This window comes from Aeromonas sp. 25-AL00135, assembly GCF_054052385.1.
Genome location: NZ_JBSTYQ010000020.1, coordinates 37,044 through 50,296 on the forward strand (window position 1 = coordinate 37,044; position 13,253 = coordinate 50,296).

8 protein-coding genes and 1 tRNA gene are annotated in these 13,253 nt (G+C 51.1%); 2 read left to right on the forward strand and 7 right to left on the reverse strand.

What is annotated here, in order from left to right; all coding sequences use genetic code 11:
• Positions 1-19: 19 nt before the first annotated feature.
• From mzaE to ACW5XC_RS17315, 5 genes are read right to left on the reverse strand one after another with little or no spacing between them, the layout of a single operon-like run.
• A complete protein-coding gene (gene mzaE / locus ACW5XC_RS17295) occupies positions 20-1,819 on the reverse strand; it encodes an MZA anti-phage system associated AIPR family protein MzaE (RefSeq protein ID WP_042054101.1) in 1,800 nt (599 codons plus the stop codon).
• The gene (mzaD, locus tag ACW5XC_RS17300; RefSeq protein WP_042054099.1) at positions 1,820-2,821 is read right to left on the reverse strand and encodes an MZA anti-phage system associated PD-(D/E)XK motif protein MzaD; all 1,002 of its coding nucleotides are present in this window, start codon (positions 2,819-2,821) and stop codon (positions 1,820-1,822) included. It lies immediately after the preceding gene.
• Positions 2,805-5,651: an MZA anti-phage system associated Z1 domain-containing protein MzaC gene (gene mzaC, locus ACW5XC_RS17305; RefSeq protein WP_202904097.1), complete on the reverse strand. Its 2,847-nt coding sequence runs from the start codon at positions 5,649-5,651 to the stop codon at positions 2,805-2,807. The genes mzaD and mzaC overlap by 17 nt, the downstream gene beginning before the upstream one ends.
• A gap of 14 nt (positions 5,652-5,665) precedes the next feature.
• Positions 5,666-7,111: an MZA anti-phage system associated ATPase MzaB gene (gene mzaB / locus ACW5XC_RS17310; protein ID WP_080771391.1), complete on the reverse strand. Its 1,446-nt coding sequence runs from the start codon at positions 7,109-7,111 to the stop codon at positions 5,666-5,668.
• Positions 7,112-7,158: 47 nt separating this feature from the next.
• Positions 7,159-9,693, reverse strand: coding sequence for a sigma-70 family RNA polymerase sigma factor (locus tag ACW5XC_RS17315; protein ID WP_080771389.1), 2,535 nt, complete (start codon positions 9,691-9,693; stop codon positions 7,159-7,161).
• A gap of 617 nt (positions 9,694-10,310) precedes the next feature.
• On the opposite strand from ACW5XC_RS17315, the gene ACW5XC_RS17320 reads away from it, so the two are divergent.
• Both ACW5XC_RS17320 and umuC read left to right on the forward strand, forming a co-directional pair.
• Complete coding sequence (locus tag ACW5XC_RS17320; protein WP_042054095.1) at positions 10,311-10,754, forward strand: LexA family protein; 444 nt, start codon at positions 10,311-10,313, stop codon at positions 10,752-10,754.
• On the forward strand, positions 10,735-11,994 hold the full coding sequence (gene umuC / locus ACW5XC_RS17325; protein WP_042054094.1) for a translesion error-prone DNA polymerase V subunit UmuC: 1,260 nt from the start codon (positions 10,735-10,737) through the stop codon (positions 11,992-11,994). The genes ACW5XC_RS17320 and umuC overlap by 20 nt, the downstream gene beginning before the upstream one ends.
• A gap of 111 nt (positions 11,995-12,105) precedes the next feature.
• On the opposite strand, the gene ACW5XC_RS17330 is transcribed toward umuC, so the two are convergent.
• Together ACW5XC_RS17330 and ACW5XC_RS17335 are read right to left on the reverse strand one after the other, a co-directional pair.
• Positions 12,106-12,181: transfer RNA gene (locus ACW5XC_RS17330), tRNA-Thr, on the reverse strand.
• 89 nt (positions 12,182-12,270) lie between these two features.
• Positions 12,271-13,011 carry a phosphatase gene (locus ACW5XC_RS17335; protein ID WP_042054092.1) on the reverse strand — a complete coding sequence of 247 codons (741 nt, stop codon included), beginning with the start codon at positions 13,009-13,011 and terminating at the stop codon, positions 12,271-12,273.
• Positions 13,012-13,253 lie beyond the last annotated feature (242 nt).

Below are 13,253 nucleotides of genomic sequence, written 5' to 3' on the forward strand. Positions count from 1 at the left end.
ACCTATGCGATGTTAAATATTAGGAGCAATTTAATTCTGGAATATCTACTCTTGGCTGAGAAAATGGACGAGAGAACATAATCTCCCTACATTCAGGCCGCTTCGCCCACTCTGAAATCATTCGCCCGTTTGCAGTCGCATGAAGCTGTGCATTCACCTCGTCTGACCATATTTCAATCTGCTCGAGAAGTTGCGGCGATACAGTCTGGGTGGACCAAATACGCTCCAGACTCAGACGCTCACCAAGCTTCAGGGACACAAGAGAGACTGTATATGCAATCACGTTCGCTTGGAATGCTGCAAAGCGTGGGCGTATTCTACGCTGCGCTTCCTTGAATAAAATGACTTGAGCAATGATGCTCTTATACTCAGCAACATCAGTCAGCCCCCTAGCCTCGCCAGCTGCATTAATAATATCCATGAACGCTTTGAAGTTCTTTTGGCCTCCTAGACTCACCAAGTCTGGTCGCTGCATCCAAGCACTTTGATATTTTGCAAGATCCGTTTTAGTAATCTTGCGAGTTGATGGTATACCTTCCTGTATACGCTTGATACCAGCTGGTGTTTTACCTTCACGTTCAAGCATCACTTTGTAGCTGCCTGTGGCCCGCTCGTAGAACCACCGACTAACGCCATCAGGGCAATATGTAGCCATAGCAAGTTTTTCGAGCTCTACGTGATAAGGCATATTTGCAGACAAATCAGACAGTTGAACTTTATTCTGACTATTGGCATAGCGTGATATATCTGAAATCAGACGTTCTTCCTGCTCTGAACCTACATTTTTCAACACGATGATTTTAGCGGGAACTCTGACCTGAGAGAGATTAATATCTGGAAATTTTTTCTTCGTGAAGAACATCGATGCTGTCGTCTGACCACCATTCACGATCTGCATGCCTTTAAGCCCGAAAATACCGAGGCTGCCATCCTCGGTACGTCCCAAGCTTGCCTCATCAGCAATAATGACAACCCCATTGTTGTAGGCCATAAACCGTTCAGGCTGCTTGCGTAAAGTCTCTGCAATCCCTTTATTGACCCCGCCAACTTGGCTCAGAAACGAACGGACATTGGCTTCAAGAATACGTGCACCATATTTTTCATACAAAAATCGTAGGGCTTCACCGGGAATAGCTGTCATTGCATAATCATATTCCCCCATCTGGTCCGGAACCCAGATACAGGGCAGAGGGCCGCCAGATATATCTTGGAAATTGACAATGAGTTCATCTCGTGGACGCCCCTCCTGCCAGTGATTAAACAAACGCTGGATATCCATAACTTCAAGCTTTACAACCTTACCGGATATTGTACGCGGTTGATATGTACGAACTTTTGCACGCCTGTCGGTCAAAACAAAGACTCGGATCTGCTCAAGGTCAGGATAAACCTGCTTAATTGTGAGCACTAGAGCATATGCCGGATGGGACTCGTCCATTTCCTTGGCTAGTTTGCCCTCCACACACATCGAAAGAAAGCGCAGGCATTGTTCGGCTGCTTTCTGTGCTTCGGCATTAGGAATGTCGACAATTTCATCTAGGCCTTCGTAGTCGCTCACATACAGATCTAGCTGTTCATTGTCTTCAGAAACAGCGAAACCACTCAACCTCACATTTCCTGAACCTAATCCACTTCCAACTCTGGCATCGTATGCACACACTTCAGGATCAAAAGTCATCCCGATATCGGCCATATGTCTTGTAACGATCTCAGTAAAAAGTAGCTCCGGGAATGCTGCTTCTCCGCCCTCAATCCCTCTTTCGACAGTTTCATCACGAACCTGTTGTTGCGTTTGACGCAAAAAATCAACCAATTCCATTCAATTCATCCCAATCATTTCAATTGCTGCGTCAGCTAGGCACTCTTTAGCATCAATCGCATCCAGCTCTATCTCATACTTTGCACGGACCACACCAACCGGAACATTCCCGCCAGTAAGCCTCGGAAAAGTTTCATCGATAAGCATGTAACGTGTACTCACTTCGACAAACTGTCTTGTATACAAATCGGCGTGCGCATCGAGGTACCCCGCATGCAGTAAGGCAAAACCGAAAACAACTGCTGTGGCCTCATCCATCTGCTCTTTTAACGATGCAATACGAACAGGTAGAGAAACCCCTGACGGATCAACTGAAAATCGGCAAGCACAAAGAAACAGAGGTTTGCGAACACTGTCATCTAACTGCTCAAGCGACAGAATAGAGGCGGAAAATCCGTCTTTTGCCAATGTGCTTTTGACTTCAATAGCCCCATGTCCAAGCTGAAAATCTTGCAAGCCATCCATCGGGCCAGTCCAGCCTTCCACAACACTTTCAGCCGAGCAGCCTGCAGCTAGCAATGTGGACATGCACTGTAATTCACCAACTAGACCCAACTCCGCTTCGGGGCCGAGCATGGTAGCTCCTTTCTTCATGAAGCTCATCCACGCACGCAAACGCTTCATGAATATATTCAATAGTTGGCGCCCATCTAGAATTGAGCTACCCAACAAAACTGCAACAAGATCTGTCACGACCGTAGCAAACAGATCAAGGTTTCCTCCTGGCTGGCGTACCAATGCCAACCACTCTTCATTATTATTCCCTAGCTTAATTTTTTTGACCGTGAATCCAGTGGCCGCAGGTAGTCCATGTAATGAACCAATATATCCATTGCCAAACCGGACTAACAAACCTTCCTCATTCCCAGGAAAACAACGACCAGCTCGCAAAGTACACACACCTTCCGGCACAAGCAAAATCGTTCTCCATACGTCCTCGTTCGACACACCTGATAACGCGCGCCATGTCCCGAGGATGTCTTCCTTACTCAGCAGATCCAAATTCTTGCTCCCAGAAAATATGTCCGACCTTGTAGTCGACCTTTATCCCACTGTTGTTGCTGGGAAAACTGATCCCGAATGCCACGACAGGCTCATGACCCTCAGGTAAACCTGCATCCACTGGATTCAGCAAATAAATCAGCAATAATCCCGTTTCTGGGGAGGCAGGAATTCTCTCTGCACCGAATCCACGTATCTTTCTCAGGGCTGGCCCATTTGGAGTCACAGGTTCCTTCTTGCCATCCGGTCTGGCGGGGTCGGCATGCCAGAGTCTTTTCGTTTCATCGAGCGCAGCAAGCCAAGCAACTTCGTCAAGATCCAGCGCCTCATCTCGCGGAGACAGCAGTCGACCAATTGCGTAGCGACCGGCGGCCTGCTGTCGATTAGCCCGTTGGGTTAGCGGTACAACAAGGTCTTCGATCTGCCAAGCGCCCTTGCCAATGCTTCCGCCAACTACAGCCACGTTCCAGTTCAGCAGATAACCATCAAGCGCCATTGAGTCGATGAACTCACACAGCATCTGGCTGTTCACCTTGTACGCGCTAGGGTGAGTTGTATAACCGGCAAGAAACGACGTCACCTCAGCATGGGATACATTTGACCAATACGCTCCGGTCCAGCGATCGCGTCCATCCCCACGTTTCCTCTCCGGTATGGTTGAAGGCTTTCCGATCACAGAAACAAAACTATGGAACGAATCGAAGTTTGCACGAACAATCGCAGACTCTTTGTGCATTGACACTGTTTCGACCACATGCCCACTAAAGGAAAGTCGCAATGTCTTGGCGGATCGCATTTTCAAGGGAGAAGTCACCATCAGTACAGGATGCGATACGACCTTGAGACCGTAATCACGTGGTGTCCCACCACTGGCAACCATCATGTCGAATTCTTCACGCAGCTCTTCTGAGGCATCGGCAATATGCTCAAACCACTCGACCAGATCCGCTGTCGTATAGAGACGGCAAAGATCAAGGTAACCAGGCCGATAACCAAACCACCTTCCCATTTGCATCAAAGTGTCATACATTTTTGATGCACGCAGGAAATAGCTTACACATAGCCCCTCCAAGGTGAGCCCCCGCGCGAGCTTATCACCACCAATAGCAATAACCTTGAGCCCCTTGCCAGAATCAGCGTAATCCAGTGCATCCTTGGCCGTACCATTGATCATCCGCACAGAAAGTTCCGAAACAATATCCGGTATTTGCTCAACAACTTGTTCCCACGAAAAATCGTACCGGCTGACCATATCAGGTATTTGTGCATGCAATTCGGTGGAAACAGGCAAGAAGTCCTTATGCCAGAGTTCGGCAAGGCGCCCCAAAAATCCTTCATGTCCTATTTGTCGCTCTACTCGTTGCAACTGCTGTCGAATATACTGATCTACTACAGCATGTACCGCCGCCTGAGTCTGATTAAATCTTGTTACGTGAATAAGCATTGAGCTATGGGAATCTCCCTGTCCCCGCAGTTTTCTCAATGCACACGTAAGTACAAATGAATCTATCGCCTTTACCAATGACTCGGGCATACCAAATTCATTGTCGATCTTGGGATTGTGTCCATTCTTGTGAGATATCGGCATCCAGCCGGCCTTGCCATCGTCAGAACAGTGGTCATCAACCTTGCGTACAAGAGGCAATGCATCCGCACGAGTTCCACCGTTGTTGATACCAAACAGGCGAGTTGGCCCGACGTAACTGGATGGTGCGCCGAGATTGACAATGAATGCGGCCGGAAAGAGATCTGGCCCTTCTTTCGGGGTGGCATTTCGCTCATGAATGAAAATGTTCGCAAACGGCGTAGCTGTATAGCCAACATAGGCCTTACGCTGGAAAGCGTGCAATATCTTACGAATAAGTCCATTAATGGCTTTAGGCTGATGCTCCTCGTCAGGCAGTCCATTCTCGCCAAAAATTTGTTCACCCGTATCAACAGAAGCATTGTCTGCCTCATCATCGATGACCAGCAAGGGAAGATGTGTCACGATCTTGCGACCGGACTCTGCCTCGACGGTGTTGGCTACATGATTGACGATCCACTTGTGCAGACGTTCAAGGACTTTCTTATTCTTCTTGACAACAAACAACCACGGTCGTTCTTCCGGAGAAATCCCGAGATTCTTCGCGGCGGCCATGCTGAAGTCACCTTTTTCGGAACGTGTTGTTGCGTAGTGCGGGCGAATCGCAGGATCCCGGTCAATCAGACCGACACCGATCGGCCGGGGTTCGTTACTGGAAGAGTGTGTCTCATATCCCAGAAACCCCTCATCAAGACGCATCTGAGTTTGAGAGCGCAAATTGTTGTGCATTCCAGCCAGAACAATGATGACCTTGTAACCAGCATCGGCCGCCTTGCAGATTAACCCGGTATAGTTGCCCGTTTTTCCTGATTGCACATGACCGACTACGAGACCTCGGCGATCCCAAGCACCTTCGCGGCAAGGGTCCTCCAGCATTGACAACACCTGATCGGATGTTTCATCCAGATTGGCAACCGCATTTGCTGATAGTCGTGTCTCCTGCATTTCACGATAACGCTGCCAGTAACGCCATTCCTTCTTACGTTGTGCGGTCAGCCAAGCAACGTGATCCGACTCATCACCGAGCATGCCCCCCGTCCCAACCCATTCGCTATGGCGGCGGATCAGCTCGTTAATAACGGACTCACGATCCAGATCTTCAGTCCAACGAGGATTCAGCGCGAGCACGAGGTTTATTTTTTCAGAGATCAAACTGTGAGGAATAGACTGAGCATCCTCTGCCAGCAGCAATTCCTGAACGATTTTGACCACACTGATCTTGTTTGCTTCACCTATTAAAGACACACGGCATTCCTTGTTTATAGCTGTTCAGGCAAGCTGGCAACTAGCTCTGGATATTGATTGAACGGCTCGCTTCTCGATAGCCGTTCGCGCGCCATGCTCGAGGACATACCTTTCACGCCTACCATATTTCGATAAAGCACCTCGAGCACCGATTTCACTTCTGCGGGTGGCTCCCCGGCAAAGCCGGTGCACGGAGCCTCTTTATTCTCGGCGGTGTCCAGCCAGATTCGCTGGACTGGAACTGTTTCTTCCAAGACGCGCAGCATGGCCTTTATCTGAGGCAGCAAAACACCGGCATCATCCAATACCGAACGGACCACCGGATGGTCCGTATCAATCCGGTAACGCATACCGCCAGCAAAGTGCTCTGCTTTCCAAGATTGTGCAACCTCACCCCCCCCAGGCATTTTCGGTGCGACTCCGCGATGCACGAATGCTTTGCGGGCTCTGGAACGTGTATCTTCGGCATATCCAATCAACCAGCTTCGCAATGCAACGGGGGGCCTAGCCGTAGACTTGCGAATATCGATTTTCCAGTCGGCATCAGCTGTGTTAGGAATATCAAGGCGAATACGCGCCAGACGGTGGGCCTCGTCTTTTGTCCACGATCGCCCTTGGCCAAGCCCCAGCCAGCTGCCTGCAACCAGAAGACGCTCATTGCGATAGACATAGAACCCTTGCTGCGCCGTCCAGCCGTCAGGTCCTTCTGCAGTCTCGAACTCGGACGGTGATAACTTATCCTTATGCGGTAACACATTGCATTGCAGCTTGACTGCTGCATTTCCTGGCGGTGATACGGAAGGTGATTGCCATGGTTTGCCAGGATGCCCCACAAGGAACGGGTCCCATGGTTTCACCGGCTGACCATTGATACGCAACAACAAACGTCGGGGATGCTCCAGATAACGATGAAAAACCATGCCAAGGTGCCGGTCTACCGCATCGATCAGATCCAGAAACTCTTGCTCTCCAACTCCTTTAGTCACAATGCGATCCATCGCCTCCCACAGAACGAGAGTCCCCCGCCCAGCGTTCTTGAGAGGAGCCAAATATCCTTCTGAACCTTCAGCTGGACCTTCAAGCAAGTACCAACCATCATTCTTTCCAGCGGCAAGCACATCTAGATCCCAGCGCAGGCATTGCAAACCATCCGGCCCACAAGCAGCCACGGTCAGGCAACGGCACTGTGAAAACGAAGCAGTCTTCAAGCCGAGGCCGAAACGCCCTAGGTCATCTGCACTGCGCTCATCGAGAGGGCTCCTCTCCCCAAGCCGCATTGCTTTGTCGATTTCAACTGCGCTCATACCGCGGCCATCGTCCTGAATTTCAATCCGGCTCTGCTCATTGTTCCAAACAAAGCGCAAGTCAACTGTTGCGGCACCAGCTGCAATGCTGTTATCGATGATGTCTGCCAGCGCGGTCGCAGTGTTGTAACCTAACCCGCGCAAGGCTTCGATCATTGCGGCTGCACGAGGTGGGGCATGTCGCATATTCTGTACTTTCATATTCATCGGCCTTCATCAATATCATCATGCAGATCGTTTTCATCCCAAAACATAGCCAGCACCATACGTCGATTCGGATGGCGCAGTTTGCGCAGGGCCTTGGCTTCGATCTGGCGAATCCGTTCCCGTGTGACATCGAACATTATGCCGACCTGTTCCAGGGTGAAGTCATCCCCTAACCCTATGCCAAAGCGATATTTGATAATCTGATGTTCACGCTCTGACAACTCGGATAGAGCAGCTCTGATTGCATTCGCTAGTTCGTCATTTTCTACACAATGGAAACCATCAGACTCGTTCCCAGCGAGTAATTCCGGACTGTCAATTTCATCAAAGCCACTAAGGAAAATTACTTCACGATCGGCAACTTGTTTTACCTTGCGAACTTCATTGACGCTCATATCGAGCGACACAGCTAACTCGCTATCGCTTACACCACCAAGGGATTTTCCCTCCAGCTCACGAATACCGCGTTGCACTTTGTTGATTTTTTCCACTAAATGAACCGGCACCCGCACCAAACGAAGCTGATCAGCAATGCAGCGGGTAATGGCCTGACGAATCCACCAAGTAGCATAAGTAGAAAATTTAAAGCCAAGTTGAACTTCAAATTTCTCGGCAGCTTTCATCAGGCCGATATTGCCCTCTTGGATCAGGTCTTCTAGGTATATGCCGCTATTGCTATATTTGCTGGCAATGCTCATGACCAGTCGCAGATTGGCATTAACTAGGTCATGGCGGGCTTTCTCGAAAATCCGAATATGCTCTAACGCCAGCTCAGGCTGGAGCTCCGGATCAAACAGATGCAATTTCTTGATCAAACCGGCCAGTAACGATGCGGAAGGGCGAGGGATCATTTCATCGGTCTTACCAGAAATGTCTCCAGCACGTAAAATATTCACATAATCTTCAAAGCTTCCGGAAAAACGACCTTCTTCATCAGTTATCTCGATCTGCTCCAGATCTACGGCTTCATCCTCATCTAGCTCATCAACACTAACCTCTTGTTGCGGCTGCACATCCTCAAAACAGTCCACCCAAGCGCTATCGGGCAAGGCAGCCAGATACCGTGCAAGAGCCTTGATGGCGGAGTCCATACGGGTCCCAAGCAATATTTCCCCATCTTTGGAAATCAAGCCGACTGCACGTGCATCCTGCGAATACGTTCTCAGAGTGCTTGAATTGAATGTATGCACCTCTGACAATGATTCACTTAGGTACGCCTCCAACCTCTCGAATGCCTCATCCAGCAGAACCGCAAGCTCCTCATTCACCACACCTTCCGCTGTGAAACTCTCCTGATTGGCTTCTTCAACCTTGATACCATAATCTTCAAGTATCTGAAGAGTAGCGGGAAGTAATGCATCAGCAGCAGGGCCCGCATCAAGCTGGCAAGCCTCAGCGACCTTGTCAAAAGTGACCCACCCACGTTGAAAACCCTCGACAAAGAGTGCTCTCAGAAACTCCTGCTCCTCGGAGCCCCGGATGACTGCAGGTTTCACCTCTGGCAGCTCAAGCTCCACATCCTCCCAAGATTCGTCAGTATTCAAAGCACGGTGTCTGGATATACGACGATGGGTTTGCGTCACGGAAATCAGAAGGGACACATCTGATTTTGGCGTTACCACTTCCTCCTCTGCCTTCCAGCCAGAATCATCATCTTCATGTAAATGAGCTGAGTCATTTTCCTCCTCCAGCTCAGTAACAGGAACATCTGAAAAAGGAAGGTGCAAAAGAACAAAATCATGTGGCCCGGCTTGTGCAATATCATCAAACTGCGCACTTGTATCTGCATCAACCCATGCAGAATCTTCCGAAGGGGGGAAATCAATTAGACCATCAGATGCTTCATTCCAACTGGAATTAACTCTCTGTTGTTCTATACCAATCACATCTGGCTGGCTCAGTAATACATCCGGAACGATCGGCGTAACCCCCTTACCAGGATTATCTGATAAGGCAATCCACTGACTGGAATCACCTTCTATATCTTCATCCCCTGAATCTCCATAATCAGATGGACCTGTATCCGCTGAAGAAACACCAGAACTTCCGGCAGAAAATACATCTTGGTGAGTCTGAGATACGGCTTGGACGGCCATGAAATAACCCAAAGATGTGGACTCTGCAGCTCTTTCATCCCCTAGAACTACAGCTTTATCATCACCAACTATTTCATGCAGATGAATGTCTTCAGGCGTCACTACAACTTCAAATAACGAAGAACCAGCTGGTTCATCTTGAGCGCGATGCAGCATGCATCCGAGCACGTCATAACCCATCTCCGCAGCTATGCTAGATGCTGTTTTACCTTCATTGCTAACCAGTGCTGGATTGGCCCCCGCATCAAGCAACAGCTCGCACAACTCTTGGCTTCCTTTTTCCGCAGCGAGCATCAACGGTGTCCTTCCCCGATCATCTCTAGCATCAAGCATGGAGCGGTTACGTATCTGTAGTTCCACTGCAGCCTTGGCACCGGATTTGATTGCAAAACGCAACATCGCACTGATTCTGGGGGGTGATTGATTTTCAAGCATGATAAAGCTACTCGGCGGGAGTGAATCTAGTAGCCAGCACCGAACTAACTACTTCATGTTGGGCATCTGATTGCCTATGACCGACTGTCACTCTGAACTATGTGCTGGTCTGATATACAGTCTGTGGGATCGTGCATCGGTAAAAGCTAAGTCCAATTGCAACATGGTTACAGCCTATTTTATTTATCAAAGCCCATGATAACAGACTCAATGTGAACACATTCTGTTTACCTAGCCTTTTTCTCACGATTTGGTCTGTGATGAATGTGCCTAAAAGGCCTTTTGTGATCTGAAATGTCGGTCACAAATGCAATAATTTAATCAAAAATTCGATTAGAGGTCATTGATTTAGAACATTATTTCTAACACTACTGACAGAAAAGTTAATTTGTAGGTCAGTGCGATGCTTAGTGCCATGAACCACTAACAAACGAATGTCGACGTTGCTTCTCAAATCGATGTAGCTTGAATGGAACTAACTAACAACGTGGCATCTGCATTACTGATTCTTTTGTTATCTATTGGCACTATGGTACGCCATCACTGGCATGCGGGACTTGCGCTGGTTCAAAGGTGGTGCGCTATAATGACTGTATATAAATACAGGTGCTGTTGCCATGAAGCTGTTAACCTCAGACCCATCACCCGCCGAGGTGACCATCCCGTTGTTCTTGCACCGCGCCTCTTGTGGCTTTCCCAGCCCTGCCAGCGACTATCTGGAAGGGAAGTTGGACCTCAACACCCACTGCGTGTCGCACCCTGCTGCAACCTTCTATCTGCGTGCCGAGGGGGAGAGCATGACCGGGGTCGGCATCTTTCCCGGTGACTTGCTGGTAGTCGATAAGAGCCTCACCCCGCGCCATGGTGATGTGGTGATTGCACTACTCGATGGCGGCTTCACGGTAAAGACCTTGCAGCTCAAGCCGAGGTTGCGGCTGTTGCCAGCCAATCCGGCGTTCGCGCCTATCGACCCTTGTATGAGCCTCTCCCTGGAGTTGTTCGGAGTGGTCACCCATGTGATTGGCAATCTGAGGCAGCGTGATGGCTATAGCGCTCGTTGATGTAAACAACTTCTACGCCAGCTGTGAGCGGCTGTTTCGCCCTGAGCTGCGTGGCCGCCCGATCGTGGTGCTCTCCAACAACGATGGATGCGTGGTGTCGCGCAGCCCCGAAGCCAAGGCGATGGGTATCAAGATGGCCGGGCCCTACTTCAAGATCCGCGAGCAGTTCGAGGCGCATGGCGGTGTGGCATTCAGCTCCAACTACGCGCTCTACGGCGATATGTCTGGCAGGGTGATGAGCACGTTGGAGACCATGGCCCCCGAGCTTGAGGTCTACTCCATCGATGAAGCGTTCATGGCGTTGTCGGAGTCGTTTGCCGGGGACCTGACAGCCTATGGACAACAGATCCGGCAGCGAGTGTGGCAGTGGACCGGCCTAACGGTAGGGGTTGGGATTGGCCCCACCAAGACCCTCGCCAAGCTGGCCAACTATGCAGCCAAGAAGTGGCCTGCCACTGGCGGCGTCGTGGACTTGCGTGACGAGCTGCGCCGTGCCCGGCTGATGGCTATCACCCCGGTGGACGAGGTGTGGGGCATAGGACGGCGCTTGGGAGCCAAGTTGGTGGCACAAGGCATCAACACCGTGGCTGACCTGGTGGCTAGCGATGCCAAAGGGTTACGCGCCCAATACGGCGTGGTGGTCGAGCGGATCGTACAGGAGCTGCGTGGCCTGCCTTGCGCAGAGCTGACCGTTGAACCGGCGGCGAAGCTGCAGATCCTCTCGAGCCGTTCCTTTGGTGAGCGCGTGACTGACCGTGGAGAAATGGCCCAAGCGTTGTCAGGCTTTATGGCTCGCGCAGCCGAGAAGCTGCGGGCCGAGGGGATGTGTTGCCAGCGGGTGCACCTGTTCGTGCGAACCAGCCCCTTTGATGAACGAGCCCCTTACTACAGTGAGCAGGCTGGCGTTCGGCTGGTCTGCCCTAGTGATGATACCCGGTTGCTGCTGCAGCAAGTGAACGTGCTGCTACCGCAGATTTGGCGCGACGGTTACCGCTATCAGAAGGGTGGGGTCATGCTGAGTGAGTTTACCCCCAAGGGGCAGCAACAGGCTGACCTGTTTGCCCCGTCCTCCGCTCAATCGGACGCGCTGATGGCAGTGATGGACCAGATCAAAGCCAAGGGATTGGGGCGCGTAGGCTTTGCCAGCCAAGGTACGGGTTCGCCTGAGTGGATGATGCGACAAGAGCACCTGAGCCCCTGTTACACCACACGCTGGGAGGACCTGCCAGTGGCCAGGTAAGTGGATACAGTAATGTTCTTACCGTTTGCTAGATGTGGTACCCCATGTGGTACCCCAAGCCAAAAAGCACAAAGAGTTAGCTTCACCTAGAAGCTAACTCTTTGTTTTATATGGTGCCGATAAGGGGGATCGAACTCCTGACCTTCGCATTACGAATGCGCTGCTCTACCAACTGAGCTATACCGGCTTGTTGCTCTCCACATTCATAAAAAATGACCGGCAAGTCAATTGAGCCAGCTCGATTTTATGAGTTGGCTCATGGTGTTAGAGCCCGATTTACAGATCGACAAACTCGGGGATATGGGTCCGGCCGCGACTCTCGAGGAAATCGAGTAGGGCCCGGGGGGAACGCACCAAGATCCGCTCCAGCGGGAAGCCCGCTTCGGTCACCAGACGGTGGCAATGGTCAAAATCGCCGAGGCTGAAAGCGACGTGGGAATCGGAGCCGAAGGTGAGGTAGGCCCCCAGATCTCGCGCGGCTTCAACAATGGCGCGGCAGTTGCCTTCGCTACCCGGGCGCGAGTGAATGAAGGAGGAATTGTTGATCTCCAGCGCCACCCGATAGTCCGCAGCCGCCTTGACCACAGCCTGAATGTCGATGGGAAATGCGGGGTTACCCGGGTGGCTGATCATATCGACCCGGCCGCTCTTGATGGCGTTGATCATCGCCTGGGTGTGGGTAGCCTGATCGCAGGGAGGGAATACCTGCTCATGAAAGCCCGCCATGATCATGTCGAGGCGCGACTCGTAACGCTCGGGAAAATCGATCTCCCCCTCAAGGTTTTTGATGTTGGCCTCGATACCCCGCAGGATCCCTACCCCATCCACCACTCTTGGCAATATCGGCAAGTTGGCAAAATGCCATACATGAGGGGCATCGGCCATCTCGGGGCCGTGATCCGTGGTGGCAAACAGCTTGATCCCCTTGGCCCTGGCTATCGGCAGATAGTCGTGGATGGTGCTGTAGGCATGGGTGCTGGCAATGGTGTGAGTGTGGGTATCGACCGGGTACTTCATCTTCTCTCCCCTCATATTTTGAAAGGGCAGCATAACAAAGAGCGGCAGCTTGGGCCACGCCAGTGCTTGCCACACTTTGTCACAAAATACCGCGAAGCTGACATAGTCTGAGGGGCTCTGGCTGGCATACTGCCTCCGTCGATACATGCCTGAACTCGCATCGACAGTTTGCCGTCAGGATGACGCGAACTCACTTTCCCCACCGTCGCGCCCTGCGGCGGTTTTTTTTGCCTGCAAACCGC

Coding starts and splice junctions, on each gene's coding strand:
- mzaE (WP_042054101.1), bottom strand. CDS start 1,819: ATGGAATTGGTTGATTTTTTGCGTCAAACGCAACAACAGGTTCGTGAT.
- mzaB (WP_080771391.1), bottom strand. CDS start 7,111: ATGATCGAAGCCTTGCGCGGGTTAGGTTACAACACTGCGACCGCGCTG.
- ACW5XC_RS17315 (WP_080771389.1), bottom strand. CDS start 9,693: ATGCTTGAAAATCAATCACCCCCCAGAATCAGTGCGATGTTGCGTTTT.
- ACW5XC_RS17320 (WP_042054095.1), top strand. CDS start 10,311: ATGAAGCTGTTAACCTCAGACCCATCACCCGCCGAGGTGACCATCCCG.
- umuC (WP_042054094.1), top strand. CDS start 10,735: ATGGCTATAGCGCTCGTTGATGTAAACAACTTCTACGCCAGCTGTGAG.
- ACW5XC_RS17335 (WP_042054092.1), bottom strand. CDS start 13,011: ATGAAGTACCCGGTCGATACCCACACTCACACCATTGCCAGCACCCAT.